Here is a 23,880-nt window from a genome sequence, read left to right as displayed (position 1 = left end):
TGTTCAGCGGTTTTGCGCCGCTCGCGCGTTAGCCTGATGTTGCTGGCAGCCGCATCGGGCCAGCTTTCCCCAAGAGGATCAGATCCATGACATTTAAGACATCAGCCATCGTGCTCGCCACGATCTCAGGCCTCGCCGGCGCGAGCGTGGTCGCGGCGCAAGCCGCCGAGGCCGTGCGCATTCGCGGCACGGTGACCGCCTTTGCCGGATCGACGCTGACGGTGAAGACCCGCGAAGGCGCTACCGACGCCATCGCGCTGGCTGAAGGGTGGAAGATTTCCGGCGTCGTCAAGGCGGATGCCGGGGATATCAAGCAAGGCGATTTCCTCGGCATTGCCTCTGTTTCGAAGGCCGATGGCGGCAGCGGCGCGCTCGAGGTGGTGATCTTCCCGGCCGCGCTCAAAGGCGCCGGCGAAGGCGACCGCCCGTGGGATCTCGAGCCCAACAGCCGGATGACCAACGGCACGGTCGCCGATGTCACCGAGATCGCAGGCCGCACGGTGACGCTGACCTATGACAATGGCCAGAAAAAGCAGATCGCCATTCCGCAGACGACGCCGGTGGTGACCTTCGCGCCGGCGACGCCCGCCGACCTCAAGCCTGGCGCTGTGGTGTTCGTCAACGCCGAGCGTGGCAGCGACGGCAAGCTGACCGCGGGCCGGGTCGTGGTCGGCACCAACGGCGTCGTTCCGCCGATGTAAGTTGCCGACGAAGCCGCCAGACACAATCCAGAAACAAAATTCTACAGTCCGGAAAAACTGTCGAAAAGTTCGGAGGCGATAGTCATGACTGCGGGGTTAACCGGCACCGATCTTGCTCCGTGACGGTCAAATTCAGCCCGCAGAAAAGGAAACGAAGTCATGAAGAAGTCCCTCCTGTCGGCTCTCGGGCTGGCTTTTGCCCTGGCTGTCTCTCTGCCCCTCATCGGCGCCAGCAGCGCCGACGCAGCACCGCTGCACAAGAAGCATCACCACCATCATCATCATCACAACAAGCATCACCGCCATCACCATCACCACCACCACCACAAGAAGGTGGAGGCCAAGAAGGCCTGACACGGCCGACTTGCCCAACGGGAAGGCCGGCCCTGGAGTCCTCGCCAAGGCCGCCTTCCCGTTGGTTTTTGCCAGGCGACACGTGGAAAAGCCGAAGGCAGGATTCGATGGCGCCGATGCGCCAGAACGCGAGCAACCACAGCGCACCCCAACGAACGTATCAGGCGCAAGGCCGACAACACAGCGGTTGCCAGTTGCAGGACACCACGGGTCTCTCAATGCTGTCGGAACCCGCTAGGACGGCGCCGCGAACGCGAGCACTATTGCGATCAAAATCAAAAGCGGTCCCATCCATTTCAAATGCTTCGCGACCTGCAGCCACCCTGGCTGCTGACCATTCTGGGCCTGAAAAGGACTTTGGAGCAGCCCAAAACCAACGCCTGTCATCCACAGCCCAGCGCAGAACATGATGAACTCGTCGATGTAATTTGCGACCACGCCCGTCTCCTCCGCCGGTACCTTTGGACTGGCGTTATAGTCGCAGCCGGGAGTGGCAGAAAGCGCGGTGCCAAGTGGCGGCAATGACTGCTGCCGCCACCTGACAAGAGCCGGGCGCGGACTCGGTCTTGGCCGGCCATTTGGGCACGCCACGGTGTGACCTTCGCATGGGATGCCGCGCTACTACGTCAGCGGCCTTCACGCGAAAATGCATGATCGATGCCGCCCCCGCCAGGCGCCGTCCGTTGGCGAAGGCTAAAAATCGACGTCGCGAAAAAACGCGAAGAAAATTCGAACCACGCATGAACCTTTGCTTTGGAGGCCGCACTAACCGGCATGGACGCCGAGAAGGCGATCCCAACACAGAAGGACGCCATGGTGGCGATCCTCGATCCAGAGAAGGAAATGCTCAGATGACCAACTTCAAGCGCATCACGCTCGCCGCAGCCCTCATCGTCTCGGCCTTCGGTTCGGCTTCCGTTCCGACCTCGGCTTTCGCCAACGGCACGCATCCCACGGGCGACGGCGGCGCGGTTTGCAAGGGCTCCGGTCATTGCCTGGTGCTCTCGATCGAGTGCAAAGGCACCTATACCGACGCCACGGACAAGAATGGCACTGTCTATGGCAAGTGCAGCCAGACCGCGCAGGTTTCGCCGCAGGCCAAGATCAAGCTCGCCAAGTAATCGGCCGCAGATCAGGGAAATGGCGGTCGTCCGCGGGACGGCCGCCATTTTCTTTTTGTTTTCGTGAATTGTTTTAGCGCCGGCTGAGCAACAGGCTGGCGAGAAGGCCGACCACGACCAACCCAACAGCAGCGGCTGTTGCCGGACGATCGCGCGCCGTCTTTTCGATCGCCCTGCCCTGCTTCCTGATCGCCGGCAGCGCATCGCTGACAAGGTCGGCAAGCTGCCCATAATAGTCCGAAGCGGCATCGCGCCCGTCCTCGTAGTAAGCACCGCCGCGTTTGGCCACGACTTTGCGCAACGCGGCGAGCTCTTTGGAAAGGGTCGCGACCTGCTTTTCGAGATCGAGATCGGAGAGGGTCGAAAGCGATACCATGATTGTTTTTCCTTCTTTTGAGAGAAGGCCAAACGCATGGCCGCAGAACCGGTTCCGGTCTGCTTGCCCGAGGGCAGCGGAAAGGTTAGCGCACCTGGTCGAGCAGGCGCTTGCACTCCAGGAGGTCAAACAGCGCCTCCTGCAGCAAGGCCCGGTTGTCGCGCGACAGTTTCGATGCGCCGGGCTGGACCGGACCTTCCTCCTCGGTCTTGCCCAGGCCGAAAAAGCGGCGGCTGGGTTTTACCTTGGGCTGGCCGACCAGCATCTCGTCATCCATGCCGCGCGGCTGGGCGGCTGGCGTCAGCGGCACCTGATCGGCCTGCCTGCGCTGCGAGATCGCTTCGACGGCAGCCATGTCGCCATTTCCGATGGCGACCAGGAAATGGTTGCCGTTCTCGCGCAGCAGTTTCTGCACGCCCTTGATCGTGTAACCCTGGTCGTAGAGCATGTGGCGGATGCCCTTGATCAGTTCGACATCCTGCGGCCGGTAGTAGCGGCGGCCGCCGCCGCGCTTCATCGGCTTGATCTGGTTGAAACGGGTTTCCCAGAAGCGCAGCACGTGCTGCGGCAGATCGAGATCCTCCGCGACCTCGCTGATGGTGCGGAAAGCGTCGGGGCTCTTGTCCATGGGCGAAATCCTCACGCTGGACGGCGATCCGGCCCAGTCTGCCGAATCGGGTATCATTTCAGCGGTTTATGAAACAATATTCAAGCCCGGCGTCAAAACGGCCCGGCGTTTTCAACCGAAGCCTGCGGCAGAACCTATTTGCCGCCCTTGGCCTTGCTGTTCTGGTGCGAGCGCAGGATACGGCTTTTCAGCACGTTCGACGACTTGAAGGTCATCACCCGGCGCGGCAGGATCGGCACTTCCTCGCCGGTCTTGGGATTGCGGCCGATGCGTTCGTTCTTGGAACGGACGTGGAAGGTGGCGAAGGACGACAGCTTCACCGTCTCGCCGCGTACGATGGCTTCGCAGATTTCGTCCAGCACCGCCTCGACGAGTTCTGCCGATTCAGTGCGTGACAAGCCGACCTTACGGTAAACAGCTTCGGCAAGGTCGGCGCGCGTAAGTGTCTTTCCCCCCATGCGACCGTCCCATCAGTTCAAAAAACATAAATCGATACAGGTAAAGGCAGAGCCTAAGTAATTGATCCGGCAAGGTCAAGGACCGAAACCGGACCGTTCGGCACTTACCAGCGAACGAGAACCGCGCCCCAGGTGAAGCCGCCGCCCATCGCTTCCAGGAGCACGAGATCACCCTTCTTGATGCGACCGTCGGCGACGGCCACCGAAAGCGCCAGCGGCACGGAAGCAGCCGAGGTGTTACCGTGCAAATCGACGGTGACCACCACCTTTTGCTCAGCAATCCCGAGCTTCTTGGCCGAAGCGTCAATAATGCGTTTATTGGCCTGATGCGGCACGAACCAGTCGAGGTCGTCGGCGGTTATGCCGGCCTGCGAAAACGTCGCCTCGATGACGTCGGTGATCATGCCGACGGCGTGCTTGAACACTTCGCGACCTTCCATCCTGAGATGGCCGACCGTGCCGGTGGTCGAGGGACCGCCATCGACGAAAAGCTTGTCCTTGTGGGCGCCGTCGGAGCGCAGGCTCATCGCCAGCACGCCACGGTCGGCAATGCCGCCGGTGCCCTCATCCGCTTCCAGCACCAGCGCGCCGGCGCCGTCGCCGAACAAGACGCAGGTCGAGCGGTCGCTCCAGTCGAGGATGCGGGAAAAGGTCTCCGCGCCGATCACCAGCACGCGCTTGGCGAGGCCGCCTCTGATGTAGAGGTCGGCGGTGGTCACCGCATAGACGAAGCCCGAGCACACCGCCTGCAGGTCGAAGGCAAAGCCGTGATGCATGCCGAGCCGGTTCTGGATCTCGACGGCGGTCGCCGGAAAGGTGTTGTTGGGCGTCGAGGTCGCCAGCACGATCAGGTCGATGTCGGCAGGCGTAAGACCAGCATTGTCGAGCGCTGCGCGCGCCGCCGCCTCGCCCAGCGACGCCGTCGTCTCGTCATCAGCGGAGATATGACGCTGGCGGATGCCGGTGCGCTGGGCGATCCACTCGTCCGAGGTCTCGACCATGCCTTCGAAATCGGCATTCTTCATGATGCGGCGGGGCAGCGCAGCACCGGTGCCGCGCACGACTGATCTGATCAAAGCTCTTTCCTATTCCTTTTCGTCGACGGTGGCGTCGGATTTCCTGTTTGCCTGGGCATGCGGGTTGCGCGCATGGAACAGGTCGAGATCGGCCTCGATGCGGTCGATCAGATTGTTGCGCACCATGTCGTAGCCAAGCTCGATGGCCGCCGCGAAACCGTCCGAATCGGCGCCGCCATGGCTCTTTACCACGATGCCGTTCAGACCCAGGAAAACGCCGCCATTGGAGCGGCCCGGATCGAGCTTTTCGCGCAGGCGGTCAAAAGCGCCCTTGGCGAAGACATAGCCGATCCTGGCCATCAGCGTGCGGTTCATCGCGGCGCGCAGATAGCCTGAGATCTGGCGCACAGTGCCTTCTGCCGTCTTGAGCGCGATGTTGCCGGCAAAGCCCTCGGTGACGACCACGTCGACCGTGCCCTTGCCGATGTCGTCACCCTCGACGAAGCCATGATAATTCATCGAGGCCATGTTGGCCTCGCGCAGCATGCGCCCGGCTTCCTTGACCTCTTCCTGTCCCTTGATCTCCTCGACGCCGACATTGAGCAGGCCGACTTTCGGCCGGTCGATGCCGAACACCGAGCGCGCCATGCCGGTGCCGAGAATGGCAAAGTCGATCAGCTGGTGCGCATCGGCGCCGATGGTGGCGCCGACATCCAGCACCACGCTCTCGCCGCGCATCGTGGGCCAGATCGCCGCGATCGCCGGACGGTCGATGGTCGCCATCGTGCGCAGGCAGAATTTCGACATCGCCATCAGCGCGCCGGTATTGCCGGCCGAAATGCAGGCCTGCGCGCTGCCACTCTTGACTGCTTCGACAGCCTTCCACATCGACGACTTCCAGCGGCCGTGGCGCAGCGCCTGGCTCGGCTTGTCGTCCATCCTGACCGCGACTTCACAATGGTGGAACTCGCTGACCTCGGCCAGTTTGGGGAATTTGGCGAGTTCGGTGCGCACCAATTCCTCGCGCCCATATATGACGAAGCGGATGTCGGGACGCCTGACGGCGACCGTCATGAGTGCCGGGATGACCACGTTTGGCCCGTGATCGCCACCCATGGCATCGATGGAAATCCTGATCACGCGGTCTTTATCTCACTAGCTTGGGCCAGGGCACATGGCCCGCGAAAGAAATACGAAACTCGCGAAATTCAGGGGCTCGCGAAGGTTCGGCGAAAATAGCGGTTTTGGGCTGCCGCACAACCGGCTTTTCTCCGATCGCTTCGTGTTTTAGGATTTTCCAAGCAAGGATCGCAGCTTTTGCTGGAATTCATTCTCGACGGGCTCGTTCGGGCCGGCGGCATCGAGCGAGGCGCCTGCCTTGCGCGGATAGGGATCGATCGCCAGCCCGAAGAACTGTTCGGCGAGCGCGCCGACGTCGATCGTGTCGCCGGAGAAAGTTTCCGGGCTGTCCGGCCCTTCGGCGTCGAGCAGGATTTCGCCACCGCCTTCGAAACCTTGCCGTCCGAGTTTGGATTGTTCGGGCAGGAACAGCGCCTCGACCTCTTCGTCGATATGGGCCGCGACCGGCTCAAGGGTGACGATGCAGGCCTGGGTGATATCAGCCTCGACGCGGCCGCTGACCTTGACGCCATTGCGCTTCCACGGCGCCACCAAAAGCTCAGCACGGTAGTTTTCGACCGAAAGCAGCTCGTGCTCGCGCGCAAGCATTGCGCGCTGCGCGGCGTCGGCGTCGATCACCACCTGCAAACCTTTGTGCGGCAGGCGGCCGACATTGGCCGCAAATGAGACCGGGCTAGGCGTGTCCACATGTTTCATCTTGGTCTCCCCTCCTCACTCCGCTTTCGCGACGGGAAACGCCACGGCACCGGAAACGATCGATTCGGACGGCTGTGCTTCAAGCTGCCTTGCGGCATCGATTACATAGGACGCCAGCGGCAAGGCTTGCGGCCAGGCGCCGACATCGGGTCTGACATTGCGCGCCAGGGCGGCAGCAAGCGCGTCGCGGTCGCTGCGTTCCAGCGCGTCGTCATAGGCGGCGGTACGGCCGTAGAACATTTTGGCCAGCCTCTTCATGCGCTTGGGCACGCCGACATCGCCAACGCCCAGTTCCCGCAGCGAATGCTCGACATCGAGAAAGAACTCGTCGATCAGCACCTGCGCGACCTCATGCGCGACGCCCTCTTCGCCGCGGAGCCGGTGCTGAAACAGGAACATATGCAGCGACAGCATCTCGAAACGGCCGAGCGGCGTATCCGGCACATTCCAGTGGGAATAAAACACGGTCTGCCGCGCCGCCGCCACGATTTGTGCGTAAAGCGCCTCGGTGATAGCGCGGTTGGCGTTGCGTTCGCGGCCAAAAAGGCGCTGGAACATTGAGGGTGGTCTCCTGGGGACCGATTGTTTGAATGGGCCTTGTTGCATCGGCAAGCAAGCTGGTTTACCGGTTTTGCCGCCCAGCGCAAGTTGCGGCCAGCTAATGGAGTTGTTGTTGCGCGCGCTGAAATTCAAGTCGACTTTTCTGCCTGGGGCCACCGCCGCGGTTTCGCTGGTGCTGGTGGCTTCCGCGCTGTCGGGCTGCAATTCGTCCAAGATGTTCGGCGACCTTAACCCTAGCGAGACGCTGACGCAGGGCTATGTTATCGACCAGCAGGCGGTCGATTCGGTGCCGGTGGGCTCCAGCCGCGAACAGGTGCTTCTGGCGCTCGGCACGCCATCGACGAAAGCCACCTTCGACAATGAGGCGTTCTATTACATTTCGCAGACGCGCAAGCGCTATGTCGCTTTCGACAAGCCGCGCCTGGTCGACCAGAAAGTGCTCGCGGTCTATTTTGGCGAGGACGGGCGCGTCACCCAGATTGCCAATTACGGTCTGAAGGACGGTAAGATTTTCGACTTCATCTCGCGCACCACGCCGACCGGCGGGAAGGACCAGAACTTCCTCAGCCAGATCATCAAAGGCGCCAGCAAGCTGGCGCCCCCCATTCCTGGCGGCGGCGCCTAAGAAGCGACCGCCTTCCTTAGATTTTTGCTTCCCCCGAAGCGACACCATCTCAGGCGACCAAAAGCCCGCGGGAGCGATCCTGCGGGCTTTTGTTTTGAGGTCATGCGGCCGCAACACCCGTCGCGCTTTGCCGCGCGTGGCCTGTTCGGCCGCCGGGCTCCAGCGAGGCGCGGTGCACAGCCGCACTCTGCCGCGCTTCCGAAGGCGTCATGCCGAAATGCCGGCGGAAGGCGTGGTTGAAGGTCGAGAGATCGCCGAAGCCGGCGTCGAAGGCGATGGCGCCGATGGTGCGGTGTGCCAGGCGCAGGTCGGATAGCTTGCTGCAAACCAGCGCCAGCCGCCGGCCAAGCACGAACTGCGACAGCGAGGTACCCTCACCCTCGAACAGCTTTCTGATATAGCGCGCGCTGACGCGGTGGCGCCCGGCCAGCGCGTCGGACCCGACATCGCCGGAAGCCAGATTGCTTTCGATATCGGCTTTGATGGCGCGCAGCCGCGCGGCGCGTATGCCGCGGCCTGCGGCGACCTCAGTGGCGTCCTGCGTTGCCCCGACCACGACCGCGACAAGGTCCTGTATGTGCTTGGCGGCAAGCCAGCGCAATTCGGACGCGGCCAGGTTCGGCTCCTGCATCAGCAGACGGACATAGCTGGTCAGCAGCAAGAACTTTTCGCCCACGCATGACATCGGCGTCATCAGGGCGGCATCCGCATTCGCAGCCACGGGCCCGAGCGCTGCCTTGGGGATGGTGATGAAGAGATGATGCGACATCGCCCGCTCGATCACATGCGGATCAGAGGAGGACAGAAGGATTGCCTGGCCGGCCTCGATGCTGGCCTCGCGGCCGAGATGCGAGAAGGTGGCAGCGCCCTCCAGACACATGAAGAAAATGTAGTCATCGGTCCCCTTGGCCATGGCGCTGGAACGGATGGTGCGGAAGGCGGTGGTCCTCGAATCGGCAATGCCGACGCCCGGCAGCCGCAGGATGGTCGCGTCGACGGAGAGCTTTTCCTCCGTGACGTTAAAATCCATGTCGGTCACCATCCGGCGCAACAGGTCGCAATAGACGTTTCTCCATTCGGCTCGGGGCCACATGGCGGTCGAAAAGCGCGCATGCGCAAACTCGGGGGGTCGAATAGTCATGGGGTACTCCCAAGCGATTGTCTTCATTTCACTGTCGTTCGTAGTCGAGGCTCGTTCCATGAACGGCCTCTCATTCCGACGGCGGCAATCGGGGGGCAGTGGATGGCTACAATGATTTGCGCACTTGGACAAAAGACTATTTACGAAGCTATGGATGAGCTTAGTTCATTCATGCTAAGGAACCCATGGGCAGGATAGGGTAACGGCAAATGACAAGACGGCTTCCACAACTGGAATCCATTCGGGCTTTCGAGGTCATTGCCCGGCTGGGCAGCTTCAAGCGCGCCGGCGATGAGCTGAATGTTACGCCAAGCGCGCTCAGCCACCGCATCGCCGATCTCGAAGCCGATCTCGGCGTGCTTCTGTTCACCCGCCATGTCCGCCGCGTCGAACTCACGCTTGAAGGCGAAAGATTGTCCGCAGGCGTGCGACGCGCATTGCTGGAAATCCAGAGCACGATCGCGAGTGTCGCGCGCAACGAGCGCACGAGGCTGAGGGTCACCGCCATTCCTTCGCATGCCGTACGCTGGCTGGCCCCGCGCCTGCACAGGTTTCGCAAAAAGCATCCCGAAACAGAGATCGACATCAATGCGGATCTTGCAGTCGTCGACCTTTCGCAGCGAACAGTCGACATCGCATTGCGCTTCGGCGGCGGACACTATCCGGCCGTCAAGACCGAATGGCTGATGGCAGATGCGATCTTTCCTGTCGTCAGTCCCGACTATCTCGCCGCCAACGGCCCGGTCAGAGACCAGCACGATGTGCTGCGACTGTTTCGCATCCTCGACACGACGGCCGAAAATGACGAGAGCGGCGCCAATTGGCGCCACTGGTTCGAGAGAAACAATCTGCCGCTGGATACGGTTGGCGACGGCATGAATCTGAACGGCACCTTGCTGGCGGTCGAAGCGGCGGCGAGCGGTCTGGGCGTCGCCATCGCGAGGAAGTCGCTGGTCGAGAGCGATTTGCGCACAGGCAGGCTCGTCCGCCTCCTGACAACGGACATACCGACGAACTGGAACCACTACGTCGTCGTCCACCCGTCCATCTCCGCCTGGGAGCCTGCCAGATCATTCATCAACTGGCTGAAGGCGGAAGCCGGCGACAGCGCCGGCGCCGGTTGACCTCGGCGGCCGTTTGGGAACTCTCCTCGGGAGGTCAGCAGAAGGCGCCCCCCGGTGCTCACGGACTCATTGCACCGGCCGGTTGGTCATCCTTGCGGCCCGACTGGTTCGCGGCCTTGGCGGCAAGCGCTGCCGCCATCTGGCTCTCCAGCTCGCGCAGCTTGGCGTCGAGTGTCGCCATGCCGCCCCAGCCGAATGTCGCGCGGTACAGCGGTGCGATCTCGGGCGTCAGGAATTCGACGAGGGTTTCGTCCTCGACCCAGACCTTGAGCACCTTGAACAGGCGCGCATCGATCAGCTCGCTATGCCAGCCCATGCGGGCGGCAATGCCCTGGATGGTTTCGGTCGAATTGGGCGTGCTGAGCAGCACATGCGAGCCGGAGCGCAGGCGCATGTTCGGGTCGAAGCCGATGCCGAGCGGCGCTTGCTGGTCCAGAACCGTGCCGCACGGCAGGATTTCGATCAGCGAGCCGAAATCGTCGCCGAGGCAGACGAACCATGCTCCCTCAGGAAATGGCGGCGACGGCGCACGAACCGCGGTGGCGACAAGCATTTCGGCAAGGACGCTGGCGACGGCCTGCGGATCGCGGGCGTTGAATGAAGCGTGGTGCAGCATGGCAATACTCCTGTTTTCAACGGCGGCGGCCGGCAGAAGTGCCGACCCATGCCGCGGCGTTCCGCGAAAACTGAATCACCGGCTGAGCGTCAGGATGACCGCGGCAAACAGGCAGGCGTATTCGGCCAGTCCAAGCACAAGGCGCAGATTGTGGTTGGCCGCCCAGCTGTCGCGCGTCTGCGCCCAATCATCGGGGATGGTCACCGGCGTCCAGCTCTGCACCTGTTTGTTGAGCGGCACCTGACGGCTGACGGTGAAGCCAATGTCGATCACCACCAGCGCCGCGGCGACGATCGTCAGGATGCGCGGCAGGCCGGCATCGACCGCAAACATCGCCGTCGCCGCGATCAGCACCAGCGTCGTCAGCCTGACGACCGGCATCACCCGGGTAAACGTCCGGTCGCGCATCTGATGCATGGCCATGTACTGGCCGGCGGTAAGATCATCGATGCGAAAATCATGGATTACGCCCGAGACGTAGATGCCGGCAATAATTCCAGCCAGCGCAAGCGAAGCCGTCATCAAAAACATGTCCATGTCTTTTCCTGCCGAAATGCCTTTCCCTGCCCGAAATCGCCGCGAGGGCGAGCAGACACCGCGTCGATCGCAATGTCCTGGCCATGGCCGGGGTATTAAAGCAGGCGAACGGTCCGGGCTTGGGCAGAACGGAACGATGTTTGGGCAATGCGGCCCTCCGATTGCATCAAAACATCAAGTGCCGTGAGATCGAAACCCATCAGCAAACCTTGACGCGTACTTGCCAGCGACCGGTCAAATTCGTATCAGACCGTGCTGGCCAATGGCGCATCACGCTGAATTGGGAGGAGCATCCGTGCCGGAAAAAACCCGGACAAAACCGACAGACTGGATGGCGACCGGAACGGCTGACGGCCAGGTGGTCACGCCTGACTGGATACCCATCGAGCCGGTGGCGATCGATGGCGTGAGGGTCAAGGAGATCAGGCCGGTCGCAACCTCCACCGGCTATCTGACCGAGATCTTTCGCGAGGAGTGGGAGCTCGATTCGGAGCCGGTCGGCCAGGTCTTCCAACGCACCTTGTATCCCGGCGCGGTGACGGGCTGGCATGCCCATGCGGTGACGACCGACCGGCTGTTCTGCTGCGTCGGCAGCGTTCGCATTTCGCTGTTTGACGGACGCAAGGCCTCGCCGACCTTCGGCGCCGTCTGGCACAAGATTATCGGCCCGTTGCGCCCGGCGGTCGTCATCATTCCACCCGGAATATGGCACGGTGTTGTTTCGCTCGGAGCGGAGACGGCGGTGCTGCTCAACCTCGTCGACAAGGCCTATGCCTACGATCAGCCCGACCATTGGCGCCTGCCGCCAGACACCGACCACATTCCCTACAGACTGGTGTAGCGTGGAAGCATCGGCGCAGCGCGAACAGGCCGGCGGCGAACCGCTGGTTTCGATCGTGATCGCGACGCACAACCGGCCGGCAGCACTGCGGCAGGCATTGACCAGCGTCATGCGCCAGACGATGCAAGACTGGGAAGCCTTGGTCATCGGCGACGGTTGCAGGCCGGATACGGCGGCCGTTGTCGCTGAATTTGACGATGCCCGCATCGTCTACATCGATCTTCCTGTCAATTTCGGCGAACAGTCCGGTCCCAACAATATCGGCTTTGCCAGGGCGCGTGGCCGCTTCGTCGCCTTGCTCAACCACGACGATCTGTGGTTTCCCGACCATTTGGCGGCGATGACCGGCTGGATCGACGCCTCGGGCGCCGACGTGGTGCTGGCGCGCGGTGCCGTCATCCAGCCGCCGTCAGCGGCCGGCAATCCTGTCAATTCGATCTTCGGGATCGGCAAGGATGGTTTTTACGACCCCGTCACGACGGAAGGATTTGGCTCGGCACACATGTTTCGCCGCGCTTCGTTCAGCCTGCTCGGACCTTGGCGACCCGCCAGCCAGTGCTTTTGCGAAAGCTCGCAGGACTGGCTGTTTCGGGCATGGCGAAAGGGCGCGGTGATCGCGACGATGCCGCACCTCACGGTGATCAAGTTGCATTCCGGCATACGCAAGGGTTCCTATCTCGGCGACAATGCGCAGGAACAGAAGGATCTTCTGGATGCCATGCAGACGCCGGACGCCTTGCGCGTGAAAATCCTTGGCTGCGCGGGCGAACCCATTCGCCTGGCGGCATCGAGTTATCTCAGGCGCAGGCTGATGGCGGCTCTTGGCATCCATCCCCGCGCCCGCGCCTTCCGCCGCAAGTATAAGCGAGGCGCCTTCCTTGCCAAGCTGCGGCGCCTGCGTGGCCTGGCGCCGATGCCTGAGCGCGAACCTGGCGTGAGCGAATTGCTGGATCGCTACAGCAAGCGCGGCGATGTGGGGACCGAGCCGGATGAGGGTTGACTGCCACCAGCGTAAATCTCAAACAAAAACCCGCGGGATCGCTCCCGCGGGTTTGTTCCTGAAGCAGTGGCGTTGCCTTAGCCGTGCGCGAGCACGGCCAGCAGCAGAAGCGCCACGATGTTGGTGATCTTGATTGCCGGGTTGACCGCCGGGCCGGCGGTGTCCTTGTAGGGATCGCCAACCGTGTCGCCGGTGACCGAAGCCTTGTGCGCTTCGGACCCCTTGAGGTGCTTGACGCCGTCCTTGTCGACAAAACCGTCCTCGAACGACTTCTTGGCATTGTCCCAGGCGCCGCCGCCCGAAGTCATCGAGATGGCGACGAACAGGCCGTTGACGATGACGCCGAGCAACGAGGCGCCGAGTGCCGCAAAGGCGGACGCCTTGGAGCCCGAGATCAGCTGCACGCCGAAATAGACGACGAGCGGCGCCAGCACCGGCAGCAGCGAGGGGATGATCATTTCGCGGATCGCCGCCTTGGTCAGAAGGTCGACGGCGCGGGCATAGTTCGGCTTGGAGGTGCCGGCCATGATGCCCGGATCCTCGCGGAACTGCTTGCGCACCTCCTCGACGATGGCGCCCGCCGCGCGGCCGACGGCCGTCATGGCGATGCCGCCGAACAGGTACGGGATCAGACCGCCGAAGATCAGGCCGGCTACGACGTAGGGATTGGAGAGGTCGAAGGAGACATCGCCCATGCCCTGGAAGTACGGATATTTGTCGCCATTGGCGGCAAAGAACTTCAAATCGTTCGAATAGGCCGCAAACAGCACCAGCGCGCCAAGACCGGCCGAACCGATGGCATAGCCCTTGGTCACCGCCTTGGTGGTGTTGCCGACCGCGTCGAGCGCGTCGGTGGAGTGGCGCACTTCCTTGGGCAGGCCGGCCATTTCGGCAATGCCGCCGGCATTGTCGGTGACCGGGCCGAAGGCGTCGAGGGCGACGATCATGCCGGCCAGGCCGAGCATGGTGGTGACCGCGATCGCCGTCCCGAACAGGCCGGCGAGCTGGTAAGTCGAGATGATGCCGCCGACGATGACGATTGCCGGCAGTGCGGTCGATTCGAGCGACACCGCAAGTCCCTGGATGACGTTGGTGCCGTGACCGGTCACCGAGGCCTGGGCGATGGAGTTCACCGGGCGCTTGTTGGTGCCGGTATAATATTCGGTGATCACCACGATAAGACCGGTCACAACGAGACCGATCAGGCCGCAGATGAACAGGTTCTTGCCGATGATGGTCATGCCGGCGACGGTGCCGACCTCGCCCCAGCCGACGGTTGCCGAGGTAGCGACACCGAGACCGACGATCGACAGCAGGCCGGTGACGATCAGGCCTTTGTAGAGGGCGCCCATGATCGAGCCGTTGGAACCGAGCTTGACGAAGAAGGTGCCGACGATCGAGGTCAGGATACAGGCGCCGCAGATGGCGAGCGGATAGAGCATCGCCGCACCCAGAGCGGCGGTTCCGCCGAAGAAGATGGCAGCCAGCACCATGGTGGCAACGACGGTCACCGCATAGGTCTCGAAGAGGTCGGCGGCCATGCCGGCGCAATCACCGACATTATCGCCGACATTGTCGGCGATGGTGGCCGGGTTGCGCGGATCGTCTTCGGGAATACCGGCTTCGACCTTGCCTACGAGATCGCCGCCGACGTCGGCGCCCTTGGTGAAGATGCCGCCGCCCAGACGGGCGAAGATCGAGATCAGCGATGCGCCGAACCCGAGCGAAACCAGCGCATCGATGACGATGCGGTCATTGGGCTGCAGGCCCATCGGGCCGGTCAGAATATAGTAGTAAATCGACACGCCGAGCAGCGCCAGGCCAGCCACCAGCATACCGGTGATGGCGCCCGACTTGAAGGCGATGTCGAGACCGGCGGCGAGGCTGTTGGACGCCGCCTGCGCGGTGCGCACATTGGCGCGCACCGAGACGTGCATGCCGATGAAACCGGCGGCGCCCGAAAGCACGGCGCCGATCAGGAAGCCGACCGCGGCGGTGATCGAAAGCAGCCACCAGGCGAGCACGAGCACGACCACGCCGACAATGGCGATGGTGGTGTACTGGCGCGCCAGATAGGCTTGCGCGCCTTCGCGGATGGCGGCGGAGATTTCCTGCATGCGTGCGTTGCCCTGATCGGCTGCAAGAACCGATCGTGTCGCCCAGATGGCGTAAAGGATTGAAAGCAAGCCGCAGGCGATGACGGCAGAAATGATGGTCATTGCCGAATTTTCCTCGATTGATGGCCCAAAAGAACCCCTCCCTGGGCCGTTGGTGCGGGGAGCGGATAAAGCCTAGGCGGAATCCGTCCTTCCCAGCGGTGTATGCGAAACAGGGCTCGGAACGTCAAGATATTGTTCGGTTTTTGCCCCGCTTTCAGCCAAAAGTTTAGGCCAGAACATTCCCGTGGCCGATGCCTTGCTATTAGATCGGTTGAAATGACGCTGCGTCAGTCACTGCTTGCCCGCAGTCCAGCGAAGGTCAGTCGCCAGTCTCCTGCCCCATCTTGCGCGCCGTGTAGCGTTCGACCGCCGAAAGGCCGTCATAGATCAGCACCGCAAGGGCAGCGACGATCAGGCCGCCTTGCAGGACGAAGGCGAGATTGTTGGACAGCAGGCCGGCGATGATCACCTCGCCCAGCGTCTTGGCGGCAACCGTCGAGCCGATCGTCGCCGTGGCCAGGCTGATCACCACCGACAGCCTTATTCCGCCCAGAATGATCGGCGCGCTCAGCGGCAATTCGACCTTGACCAGTCTTTGCCAGCCCGTCATGCCGGCGCCGCGCGCGGCCTCCATGATGTTGCCCGGCAGCGTTGTGAGGCCGGTCAGCGCGTTCTCGAAGATCGGCAGCAGGCCGTAGAGAAACAGCGCAATCAGCGTCGGCTTCTCGCCGAAACCGACGGCGGGCACCGCCAGCGCCAGCACCGCCACCGGCGGAAAGGTCTGGCCGATATTGACCAGACTGCGCGACAGCGGCAGGAATTCGGCGCCCGCCGGCCTGGTCACCAGGATGGCAAGCGCCACGGCAACGATGGTTGCGGCGACGGTAGCGATCAGCACGGTCCTGAGATGCAGCAGGGTCAGCGTCAGCAGGCTGCCCTGATTGTAGATCGCCGGCGCATTGTTTTCGGTCAGCGGCTTCAACAGCGGCTCGAACCAGCCGGGATTGGTGACGAAGGCTATGAGAAGCACCACCAGGGCAAGCCTGAGCAGCGAAGGCAGCCAGGCTTTTAGACCGGCCCCTATCATGCCGGCCTCGCCGCGCGCTTCACCAGCCCGTCGACGGTGACGCGGCCGAGCGGCTTGCCGTCTTCGCCCTTGACCGGCAGCGCCGGTCGGCCCGACCACAGAAGCTCGGCCAGCGCGTCGCGCTGGCTGGCGTCGCCTGGGATCGCCTCGCCTTCGGCAGACCCCTTTTCCACGGCCTCGCGCACGCGGCCGAGCGACAAGAGCCGGAACGGCTTTTCGCTGGCGCCGACCAGGGTTTCGACGAAGGCGTTCGCCGGCCGCGCCAGGATCTCTTCCGGCTTGGCGTATTGCACCAGCTTTCCGGCATCCATGACGGCGATCTTGTCGCCCATATGGACCGCCTCCTCCATGTCGTGGGTAACGAGGATGATGGTGGTGCCGAAGCGCTTCTGGATTGCCAGCAGGTCCCCCTGCGCCTTGGTGCGGATGATCGGGTCGAGTGCGCCGAACGGTTCGTCCATCAGAAGCACATTGGGCTCGGCGGCGAGCGCGCGGGCGACGCCGACACGCTGCTGTTGCCCGCCGGACAGTTCGTGCGGGTAGCGCGGGCCATAGGCCTCGGGGTCGAGCTGGTAGAGTGTCATCAACTCATCGACGCGGGCCTTGATGCGGTCCTTGTCCCAGCCCAGCAGGACCGGCACGGTGGCGATGTTCTGCGCAACGGTGCGGTGCGGGAACAGGCCGTGGCCCTGGATAGCGTAGCCGATGCTGCGGCGCAGCTCGTAGCCGGGCAGCGTGCGGTTGTCGTTGCCGTCGAGCTTGATGACGCCGGCGGTCGGCTCGACCAGCCGGTTGATCATTCGCAGCAGCGTCGTCTTGCCGGAACCGGAGGTACCGACAATGACGCAAACCGTGCGCGGCTCGACGACCATGGACACGTCGTCGACCACGGTCGTCGCGTCATAGCGCTTGGTAATGCCTTCGATCTCGATCATGCCGTTTCAACCCTGCGCCTGGTGGCGGTCATTTCGATCACTGCGTCGAGGATGATGGCCGCGGCGAAGGCCAGCGCCACCGTCGGCACGGCGCCGAGCAGCACCAGGTCCATTGCGGTCTGGCCGACGCCCTGGAAGACGAAGACGCCAAAGCCGCCGCCGCCGATCAGTGCGGCGATGGTGGCCAGGCCGATGTTCTGCACCAGCACGATGCGGATGCCGGTGAGGATCACCGGAAAGGCCAACGGAAACTCGACGCCGAACAGGCGCTGGCCATCGGTCATGCCCATGCCGCGCGCTGCATCATTGGCCGCGCGGGGTACGCCGGCAAGCCCGACCACGGTGTTGGCCACCACCGGCAGCAGCGAATAGAGGAACAAAGCCGCGAAGGCGGGCGCGGTGCCGATGCCTCTGATACCGAGCGCTGCGGCACCCGGAACATGCGCGGCGACCCAGCCCAGCGGCGCGATCAGCAGGCCGAACAGCGCGATCGAGGGTATGGTCTGGACGATGTTGAGCACATTGAGCACGCCGGCCCGCAACCGTTCGACGCGGTGGCACAGGATGCCGAGCGGCAGGCCGACGATCACCGCCGCCGCCAGCGACCCCAGCGCCAGTGTGATGTGCTTGGAGCCTTCGGCCCAGAAACTATCGGCGCGGTTTGCATATTCCTTGAGGATCGACAGGCTGTCCCACTGCCCCGATATCAGCAACAAGCCGATGGCCAGCGCCGCGACGACGAGCACGCCGACGCGGGCCGGTGGCGACAGGTTGAGCCTGGTCAGCACGTCGGCGAGCAACAATGTGAAGGCAAAGATCAACAGCCAGAACCCGGAAGCCGGCGAGATGCGGGCGAAGGTGTTGCCGGCCGGCATCAGGAAGGTGCCGGCGACACCGATCAGGATGGCAAGGGCGGCGAGCGCCACGACGCTTGCGGCCAGGCGCAGGACAAGCGGGGTTTTCAGCAAGGCAACAATTGCGGCCACGACGACGATCGCCAGCAGTAGCGGCCCGACTGTGGCCGGCAGCGCCTCCAGGATCGAGCGCGCCTGACCGGGAACGATACGATTGGCGCGGAAGGTGGCGAACGGAGCCAGAAACGCCGCATAGGCAACGATCGCCGCGATAACCATGCCGAGCTTGTCGAAACGCAGGGTCATGGATGCCCCTCATGAGGAGCGATTTTCCACGTTGCGCAGACTACGCTGGTGATCGGCGCAAGCCGACGCGAAGTCCGATCTCCCCCCTTGCGGGGGAGATGGCCGGCAGGCCAGAGGGGGGTGTGAAGGATCGTCAGCTTTCGAGCGTCGGCCTGTTCGGAAGCAACCCTGTCGAGGCACGCACCTGCTACCGGTTGTGAGGTCGGCGGGACAGCACCCCCCTCTGTCCTGCCGGACATCTCCCCCGCAAGGGGGGAGATCAGCAGCTTCCAGAGAGGGGTGTCTCGCACCAGCGTCACGATCAGCTATGCGCTGACTACTTCAAAAACCCGTTCTTCTTCAAAAAGTCCTCGGCGACACCCTTGACCGGCTCGCCGCCGACCTGGACGCGGCCGTTGAGTTCCTGCAGCGTGACGAGGTCGAGCTTGGCGAACACCGGCTTCAACAGCGTCTCGATCTCCGGATGCTCTTTCAGCACCGCTTCGCGGATGATCGGCGCCGGCTGGTAGACCGGCTGCACGCCCTTGTCGTCGGCGAGCACGACCAGGCCGGACGGCGCGATGCCGCCGTCGGTGCCGTAGACCATGGCGGCGTTGGCGCCGTTGGTCTGGTTGGCGGCAGCACCGATTGTCGCGGCGGTGTCGCCGCCCGAAAGCGTGATCAACTGCTCCGGCTTCAGCGTGAAGCCGTAAGTGGTCTGGAACGCCGGCAGGGCTGCCGCCGAATTGACGAACTCAGCCGACGCCGCCAAAACCACCGTGCCGCCGCCGGCGACGTATTTGCCGAAGTCGGTCAGGGTCGCCAGCTTGTTGGTCTCGGCAACCTCCTTGCGCAGCGCGATCGCCCAGGTGTTGTTGGCCGGTGACGGCGACAGCCAGACGATCTTGTTGGCGTCATAGTCGAGCTTCTTGGCGGTCTCATAGGCCTTGGCGGCATCCTTCCAGACCGGATCGTCGGCCTTCTCGAAGAAGAAAGCGGCATTGCCGGTGTACTCGGGATAGATGTCGATCTCGCCGGCAGTGATCGCCTTGCGTACCACCGGCGTGCCGCCGAGCTGGATGCGGTCGGTGGTCTTGATGTTGTTGGCGTTGAGCACAAGCTGGATGATGTTGCCGAGCACGCCGCCCTCGGTGTCGATCTTCGAGGAGACGACCACCTGGGCATTGGCGGAGGCGGCCGTGATGCCGAGCGCCAACGCCGCGCCGGCCAGAATCTTGACTGAAAACATTGTGAAAACCCCTTGCTTTGGACCGAAATGCGGTGGCCGCATATGAGCATGGCTTCAACGCCCCGTCGGGGCACACGGTTTCATAACAATGGGTACAGACGCAATAATTTTGTGCGGTCGCCGCGATTTCGGCCGCCGCGATGCTGACACGTCGTGCCAAGCCAAAGATAGAACCGGATCAGGCGCGGGCTTTGCGCGATCCGGTCAGTTTGAGCGCGCCAAGGGCGACGAAGCAGAGGGCGACGACCGGGAAAACCAGCCAGTTCAGCATCTCCCAGCCCCACGCATTGTAGATGGCGCCCGACATTAGCGAGGCGAAGGCGACGGAGCCGAACAGGACGAAGTCGTGGAAGCCCTGCACCTTGCTCTTTTCGGACGGATGGTAGCTGTCGGCGACCATGGAGGTGGCGCCGATGAAGGCAAAATTCCAGCCGAGGCCAAGCAGGATCAGCGCCGTCCAGAACTGCCACAAATGCAGGCCGGACAATGCCACCGCGGCGCAGCCGATGAGCAGGACCAGGCCGGTTGCGACGATGCGTTCGGCGCCGAAGCGATGGATCAGCGATCCGGTGAAGAAGCTCGGCGCAAACATCGCCATCACATGCCAGGAAATGCCGAGCGTGGCGTCGTCAGTCGACAGGCCGCAGCCGACCATGGCCAGCGGCGCGCCGGTCATGACGAAACTCATCAGCGCATAGCTGCCGACGGCGCAAAACAGTGCCGCGACGAAACGCGGCCGGGTGACGATCTCGGACAGCGGCCGGGCGTCGCTTGACGCGACTTCCGCGTGGCCGGGAGCCTTGGCCGGGATGCGCAGGAATGACAGGATGATGGCGCCGGCCGCCGCCAGAACCGGAATGGCCACGAACGAGCCGGCAAACATCACCGGCGCCAGCAATTCGCGGGTGAAGATGACGATCTGCGGCCCGAGGATCGCGGTGATGACGCCGCCGGCCAGCACGAAGGAAATGGCGCGCGCCTTGAGTTCGGGCGGAGCATTATCGGCGGCGGCGAAGCGGAACTGCTGGACGAAGGCGCCGCCGACGCCGATCACCAGCAGGGCGAAAGCAAACAGCCAGAAGCTGGCGTGGAACAGTGCCAGCGTGGAGATGACGCCGCCAAGCGCGGTCACGATGGTGCCGGTCATGAAGCCGCCGCGCTGGCCGAGCCAGCGGATGATGGCCGCGGCCGGCAACGCGCCGAGCGCCACGCCGATGTTGAAGCCGGTGATTGGCGCCGTTGCCAGCGACTTATCGGGGCCAAGCAGATATTGCCCGGCCAGCCCGCCCATGGAAATGGCAATCGGCGCGGCCGAACCGATAATCGCCTGCGACGTCGCCAGGATGATCGCCGTGCGGCGCGCTTCCCTTGCTGCGCCGGCGACGGTGCCGGTCACAATGCGTCCTTGCCGCGCCCCTCGCCCCGCACCCGGCGCGACACACGGTCGAGCACGGCGTTGGTCAGCTTCGGCTCGTCTTCCTCGTAGAAGGCCTTGGCGATGTCGACATATTCCGAAACGATGACGGCCACCGGCACGTCGTCGCGCTTCATCAGTTCGTAGACGCCGGCGCGCAGGATGGCGCGCAACGTCGAGTCGAGTCTGGACAGCGGCCAGTCTTCCGTCAGCGCCTGGCGTATGATCGGATCGATGGTCGTCTGGTTCTCGACGACGCCGGCCAGGATGGCGCGGAACCACTGCGCGTCGGCCTCGCGATAAAGCGCGCCGTCGACTTCCTTGCCGAGCCGGAACGCCTCGTATTCGGCGGTGATCTCGAAGACGCCGCTGCCGGCCACGTCCATCTGGTAAAGCGCCTGCACGGCGGCCAGACGGGCGGCGCCACGCTTGTTGGCGTGGCGTATCGCGGGCTGGCCGGGCGAAGCGGGTTCGCTCACGATTGCGCTCCCAGCTTCTCCTTGAGCGCGATCATGGTCAGCGCCGCGCGCGCGGCAAAGCCGCCCTTGTCGCCCTCCGAGCGCTTGGCGCGCGTCCAGGCCTGCGCGTCGTTCTCGGTGGTCAGGATGCCGTTGCCGATCGCAATCGCTTCCTGCACCGAGAGATCCATCAGCGCGCGGCTCGATTCATTGGCGACGATGTCGAAATGATAAGTGTCGCCGCGGATGATGGTGCCGAGCGCGACAAAACCATCATAGTCCTTGCCGCCCTCGCCCATGCCGTCGAGCGCAAAAGTGATCACGGCTGGAATTTCCAGCGAACCGGGAACGGTGACGACGTCATAGGTCGCGCCGGCTTCGTCGAGCGCGCTCGTCGCGCCGTCGAGCAGTGCGTCGGCAAGATCGTCATGAAAGCGCGCCTCGATGATCAGAAGGTGGGCCTTCTTCTTCGGGCGAATGAACGCTTTGCCGTGTTGGGATGTGCCAGCCATAAATGTCTCCGGGGGTAGCCGGTGACTTAGGCCGAAGCCGGTTTGATCGCAAGCGGAAGATTGCTGGAGGCGAAGCCTGGCCTAGCGCGTCTTTGGGCTGGGCGTCGGTAGCGGGCACTCGCTGCAGAGGCTTTCAGCCCAGACGAGAACAGCTTCGTGATCCACTACACGACCCGCGTCTACATCGGCCATTGCTTCGCGCGTAAGCCGCTTTTTCTGTTCGATTGTGAGTCTTGCGGCCATCAAAGCCCCTCTTTCGCCGCCTCGACTAGCCGCGCGGCGTAGCGGGCCATGGTGTCGATCTCGAGGTTGACCTTGTCGCCGACCTTGCGCTCGCCCCAAGTGGTCACGGTCAGCGAATGGTGGATCAACAGCACATCGAAACGGGCGCCTTCGACCTTGTTGACGGTGAGCGAGGTGCCGTCGAGTGCGACGGAGCCTTTTGGGGCAATGAATTTTGCCAGTTCGCGCGGCGCCTCCAGCGTGAAGCGAACGGCATCGCCTTCATCCTTCCGCTCGACGATTTCGGCCATGCCATCGACATGGCCGGAGACGATGTGGCCGCCAAGTTCGTCGCCGATCTTCAGTGCCCGCTCGAGATTGACCTTGGTGCCTGATTTCCAGCCCGACGCCGTGGTCAGCCTGAGGGCCTCTTCCCAGGCTTCGACCTCGAACCAGCGGGCGTTCGAGCCGCCATCTGGCAGCGCCGTCACCGTCAGGCAGACGCCGCCGCAGGAGATCGAGGCACCGATGGCGATCGTCGCGGGGTCATAGGCGGTGTCGATGCGCAGGCCGACGCCTTCGCTCAACGGCTTGACGGCCGCGACGGTGCCGATATCGGTGACAATTCCAGTGAACATTTCAGATATCTCTCACCCATTCGGCATAGCTGTCTTCCCCGAAGCGCATCTCGCGCAATTTGCGGAAGCCTGCCGGGATATGGTTGGCGTCGATGGGCGATGCAATGCCGCCCTCGCCGATCGCTTCCGGTCCCTGGAACAGCACGATGCGGTCGATCAGTCCTTCGGCGAGGAAGGCGCTGGCCACCTTGGCGCCGCCTTCGACCAGAACGCTGGCCATGCCGAGCGCGCCGAGATCCTCGAGCAGTTCCGGCAAGGCCACGCCGCCTTCATGGGTTTCGGTGCCGATGAAGCGCACGCCGGCACGCTCCAGCACCGACCGCCGTAGCGGATCAGCCTCCAGGCTCGCGGCGACATAGAGCGGCACCCGGTCGGTGCCGGAGACCAGCTTCGAGGCTTCCGGCAGCCTGATCTGGCGGTCGAGCACGATGCGCGCCGGCGAGCGGTTCTCCAGCCCCGGCAGCCGCACGGTGAGCGCGGGATCATCCTCCAGCGCCGTGCCGATGCCGACCAGTATGCCATCGGCTTCGGCGCGCATCAGATAGACTTCGCGGCGGGCGATATCGCCGGTGATCGCGACCTGGCCGGCGCCATGCCTGCCGATCTTGCCGTCGCTGGAAAGCGCAAGCTTCAGAGTCACTTCCGGACGCTTTTTCATGGATCGAATCAAATAGCCGGCCATCTGCTCGGCGGCTTCCTCGACCAGCACCTTTTCGACCACTTCGATGCCGGCGGCGCGCAGGATGGCATAGCCTTTGCCGGAGACGCGCGGATCGGGATCGCTGGCGGCGCCGACGACCCGCGCCACTCCGGCATTGACCAGCGCGTTGGCGCAAGGCGGGGTGCGGCCATGGTGGGCGCAGGGCTCCAGCGTGACATAGGCGGTGGCGCCGCGCGCCAACTCGCCGGCTTCAGTCAGCGCCTCGGTCTCGGCATGCGGCCGGCCGCCAACAGCGGTGACCCCTGTGCCGACGATCATCGGGCCGGCGCCATCGTCGCGAACGATTATGGTGCCGACGGAAGGGTTGGTCGAGGTGCGGCCGGCATTTCTGCGCGAGAGCCTCAGCGCCGCGGCCATGAAGCGGCGATCGAGGGCCTGCTGATCGGCCTTCCCTGACGTTTGGCTTGCCAT

General features: G+C 63.6%; 29 protein-coding genes. 7 read left to right on the top strand and 22 right to left on the bottom strand.

What is annotated here, in order from left to right:
- Window positions 1-86 precede the first annotated feature (86 nt).
- Both NKH22_RS22825 and NKH22_RS22820 read left to right on the top strand, forming a co-directional pair.
- Window positions 87-701: a hypothetical protein gene (locus NKH22_RS22825; protein ID WP_023693276.1), complete on the top strand. Its 615-nt coding sequence runs from the start codon at window positions 87-89 to the stop codon at window positions 699-701.
- 159 nt (window positions 702-860) lie between these two features.
- Window positions 861-1,055, top strand: a complete 195-nt coding sequence (locus tag NKH22_RS22820; protein ID WP_032906048.1) for a hypothetical protein — start codon at window positions 861-863, stop codon at window positions 1,053-1,055.
- Between the two features lie 234 nt (window positions 1,056-1,289).
- Here the strand turns inward: NKH22_RS22820 and NKH22_RS22815 are convergent, their stop codons facing one another.
- Entirely contained in the window at window positions 1,290-1,493 is a 204-nt protein-coding gene (locus NKH22_RS22815; protein WP_023693274.1) for a hypothetical protein, read from the bottom strand.
- A 413-nt stretch (window positions 1,494-1,906) separates the two neighbouring features.
- Here NKH22_RS22815 and NKH22_RS22810 point away from each other — a divergent pair, with 413 nt between their 5' ends.
- Entirely contained in the window at window positions 1,907-2,176 is a 270-nt protein-coding gene (locus NKH22_RS22810) for a hypothetical protein (RefSeq protein ID WP_023669376.1), read from the top strand.
- Window positions 2,177-2,249: 73 nt separating this feature from the next.
- Here NKH22_RS22810 and NKH22_RS22805 read toward each other — a convergent pair whose 3' ends face one another.
- From NKH22_RS22805 to NKH22_RS22775, 7 genes are all read right to left on the bottom strand, one after another.
- Window positions 2,250-2,552, bottom strand: coding sequence for a hypothetical protein (locus NKH22_RS22805; protein ID WP_023669375.1), 303 nt, complete (start codon window positions 2,550-2,552; stop codon window positions 2,250-2,252).
- A gap of 85 nt (window positions 2,553-2,637) precedes the next feature.
- On the bottom strand, window positions 2,638-3,180 hold the full coding sequence (locus NKH22_RS22800; RefSeq protein WP_023669374.1) for a MerR family transcriptional regulator: 543 nt from the start codon (window positions 3,178-3,180) through the stop codon (window positions 2,638-2,640).
- 134 nt (window positions 3,181-3,314) lie between these two features.
- Window positions 3,315-3,638 (bottom strand): integration host factor subunit alpha, encoded by a 324-nt coding sequence (locus NKH22_RS22795; protein ID WP_006201891.1) that lies wholly within the window; start codon window positions 3,636-3,638, stop codon window positions 3,315-3,317.
- A 104-nt stretch (window positions 3,639-3,742) separates the two neighbouring features.
- Window positions 3,743-4,714 carry a beta-ketoacyl-ACP synthase III gene (locus NKH22_RS22790; RefSeq protein WP_023669373.1) on the bottom strand — a complete coding sequence of 324 codons (972 nt, stop codon included), beginning with the start codon at window positions 4,712-4,714 and terminating at the stop codon, window positions 3,743-3,745.
- 9 nt (window positions 4,715-4,723) lie between these two features.
- Window positions 4,724-5,794, bottom strand: a complete 1,071-nt coding sequence (gene plsX, locus NKH22_RS22785; RefSeq protein ID WP_352911077.1) for a phosphate acyltransferase PlsX — start codon at window positions 5,792-5,794, stop codon at window positions 4,724-4,726.
- A 147-nt stretch (window positions 5,795-5,941) separates the two neighbouring features.
- Window positions 5,942-6,490, bottom strand: a complete 549-nt coding sequence (locus NKH22_RS22780; RefSeq protein WP_023715400.1) for a YceD family protein — start codon at window positions 6,488-6,490, stop codon at window positions 5,942-5,944.
- 15 nt (window positions 6,491-6,505) lie between these two features.
- Window positions 6,506-7,048 carry a ubiquinol-cytochrome C chaperone family protein gene (locus NKH22_RS22775; protein ID WP_352911073.1) on the bottom strand — a complete coding sequence of 181 codons (543 nt, stop codon included), beginning with the start codon at window positions 7,046-7,048 and terminating at the stop codon, window positions 6,506-6,508.
- A 115-nt stretch (window positions 7,049-7,163) separates the two neighbouring features.
- Between NKH22_RS22775 and NKH22_RS22770 the strand changes: the two genes are divergently transcribed.
- Window positions 7,164-7,676: an outer membrane protein assembly factor BamE gene (locus NKH22_RS22770; protein ID WP_023669368.1), complete on the top strand. Its 513-nt coding sequence runs from the start codon at window positions 7,164-7,166 to the stop codon at window positions 7,674-7,676.
- Window positions 7,677-7,776: 100 nt separating this feature from the next.
- On the opposite strand, the gene NKH22_RS22765 is transcribed toward NKH22_RS22770, so the two are convergent.
- On the bottom strand, window positions 7,777-8,817 hold the full coding sequence (locus NKH22_RS22765; protein ID WP_198024431.1) for a helix-turn-helix domain-containing protein: 1,041 nt from the start codon (window positions 8,815-8,817) through the stop codon (window positions 7,777-7,779).
- Window positions 8,818-9,026: 209 nt separating this feature from the next.
- Between NKH22_RS22765 and NKH22_RS22760 the strand changes: the two genes are divergently transcribed.
- On the top strand, window positions 9,027-9,941 hold the full coding sequence (locus NKH22_RS22760; protein ID WP_023727524.1) for a LysR substrate-binding domain-containing protein: 915 nt from the start codon (window positions 9,027-9,029) through the stop codon (window positions 9,939-9,941).
- Between the two features lie 58 nt (window positions 9,942-9,999).
- Here NKH22_RS22760 and NKH22_RS22755 read toward each other — a convergent pair whose 3' ends face one another.
- Window positions 10,000-10,557, bottom strand: a complete 558-nt coding sequence (locus tag NKH22_RS22755; RefSeq protein ID WP_023705063.1) for a hypothetical protein — start codon at window positions 10,555-10,557, stop codon at window positions 10,000-10,002.
- A gap of 75 nt (window positions 10,558-10,632) precedes the next feature.
- On the bottom strand, window positions 10,633-11,094 hold the full coding sequence (locus NKH22_RS22750) for an anthrone oxygenase family protein (protein WP_023727523.1): 462 nt from the start codon (window positions 11,092-11,094) through the stop codon (window positions 10,633-10,635).
- Window positions 11,095-11,389: 295 nt separating this feature from the next.
- On the opposite strand from NKH22_RS22750, the gene NKH22_RS22745 reads away from it, so the two are divergent.
- The gene (locus tag NKH22_RS22745; RefSeq protein WP_245260290.1) at window positions 11,390-11,935 is read left to right on the top strand and encodes a dTDP-4-dehydrorhamnose 3,5-epimerase family protein; all 546 of its coding nucleotides are present in this window, start codon (window positions 11,390-11,392) and stop codon (window positions 11,933-11,935) included.
- 1 nt (window position 11,936) lies between these two features.
- Entirely contained in the window at window positions 11,937-12,935 is a 999-nt protein-coding gene (locus NKH22_RS22740; RefSeq protein ID WP_023727522.1) for a glycosyltransferase family 2 protein, read from the top strand.
- A 77-nt stretch (window positions 12,936-13,012) separates the two neighbouring features.
- On the opposite strand, the gene NKH22_RS22735 is transcribed toward NKH22_RS22740, so the two are convergent.
- The 11 genes from NKH22_RS22735 to ribD form a co-directional block, all read right to left on the bottom strand.
- Window positions 13,013-15,154: a sodium-translocating pyrophosphatase gene (locus NKH22_RS22735; RefSeq protein ID WP_023689501.1), complete on the bottom strand. Its 2,142-nt coding sequence runs from the start codon at window positions 15,152-15,154 to the stop codon at window positions 13,013-13,015.
- 259 nt (window positions 15,155-15,413) lie between these two features.
- Window positions 15,414-16,181, bottom strand: a complete 768-nt coding sequence (locus tag NKH22_RS22730; RefSeq protein ID WP_352911067.1) for an ABC transporter permease — start codon at window positions 16,179-16,181, stop codon at window positions 15,414-15,416.
- Entirely contained in the window at window positions 16,178-17,116 is a 939-nt protein-coding gene (locus tag NKH22_RS22725) for an ABC transporter ATP-binding protein (protein WP_352911064.1), read from the bottom strand. The genes NKH22_RS22730 and NKH22_RS22725 overlap by 4 nt, the downstream gene beginning before the upstream one ends.
- Window positions 17,113-18,276, bottom strand: coding sequence for an ABC transporter permease (locus NKH22_RS22720; RefSeq protein ID WP_023821118.1), 1,164 nt, complete (start codon window positions 18,274-18,276; stop codon window positions 17,113-17,115). Before NKH22_RS22720 ends, NKH22_RS22725 begins: the two co-directional genes overlap by 4 nt.
- A 316-nt stretch (window positions 18,277-18,592) precedes the next feature.
- On the bottom strand, window positions 18,593-19,504 hold the full coding sequence (gene osmF, locus NKH22_RS22715; protein WP_023689505.1) for a glycine betaine ABC transporter substrate-binding protein OsmF: 912 nt from the start codon (window positions 19,502-19,504) through the stop codon (window positions 18,593-18,595).
- A 178-nt stretch (window positions 19,505-19,682) separates the two neighbouring features.
- Window positions 19,683-20,900, bottom strand: a complete 1,218-nt coding sequence (locus NKH22_RS22710) for an MFS transporter (RefSeq protein WP_352911060.1) — start codon at window positions 20,898-20,900, stop codon at window positions 19,683-19,685.
- Window positions 20,897-21,397: a transcription antitermination factor NusB gene (gene nusB, locus NKH22_RS22705; protein WP_023682390.1), complete on the bottom strand. Its 501-nt coding sequence runs from the start codon at window positions 21,395-21,397 to the stop codon at window positions 20,897-20,899. The genes NKH22_RS22710 and nusB overlap by 4 nt, the downstream gene beginning before the upstream one ends.
- A complete protein-coding gene (gene ribH, locus NKH22_RS22700) occupies window positions 21,394-21,888 on the bottom strand; it encodes a 6,7-dimethyl-8-ribityllumazine synthase (protein ID WP_023693260.1) in 495 nt (164 codons plus the stop codon). The genes nusB and ribH overlap by 4 nt, the downstream gene beginning before the upstream one ends.
- An 81-nt stretch (window positions 21,889-21,969) precedes the next feature.
- Window positions 21,970-22,080 (bottom strand): hypothetical protein, encoded by a 111-nt coding sequence (locus NKH22_RS31560; protein WP_488482040.1) that lies wholly within the window; start codon window positions 22,078-22,080, stop codon window positions 21,970-21,972.
- A 50-nt stretch (window positions 22,081-22,130) separates the two neighbouring features.
- Window positions 22,131-22,748 (bottom strand): riboflavin synthase, encoded by a 618-nt coding sequence (locus NKH22_RS22695; protein ID WP_023823267.1) that lies wholly within the window; start codon window positions 22,746-22,748, stop codon window positions 22,131-22,133.
- A 1-nt stretch (window position 22,749) separates the two neighbouring features.
- The gene (gene ribD, locus NKH22_RS22690; RefSeq protein ID WP_023753654.1) at window positions 22,750-23,880 is read right to left on the bottom strand and encodes a bifunctional diaminohydroxyphosphoribosylaminopyrimidine deaminase/5-amino-6-(5-phosphoribosylamino)uracil reductase RibD; all 1,131 of its coding nucleotides are present in this window, start codon (window positions 23,878-23,880) and stop codon (window positions 22,750-22,752) included.

The sequence above is a fragment of the Mesorhizobium sp. M1252 genome, from assembly GCF_040318265.1.
Classification (GTDB): Bacteria; Pseudomonadota; Alphaproteobacteria; order Rhizobiales; family Rhizobiaceae; genus Mesorhizobium.
This window is presented reverse-complemented; position numbering and strand designations above follow the sequence as displayed.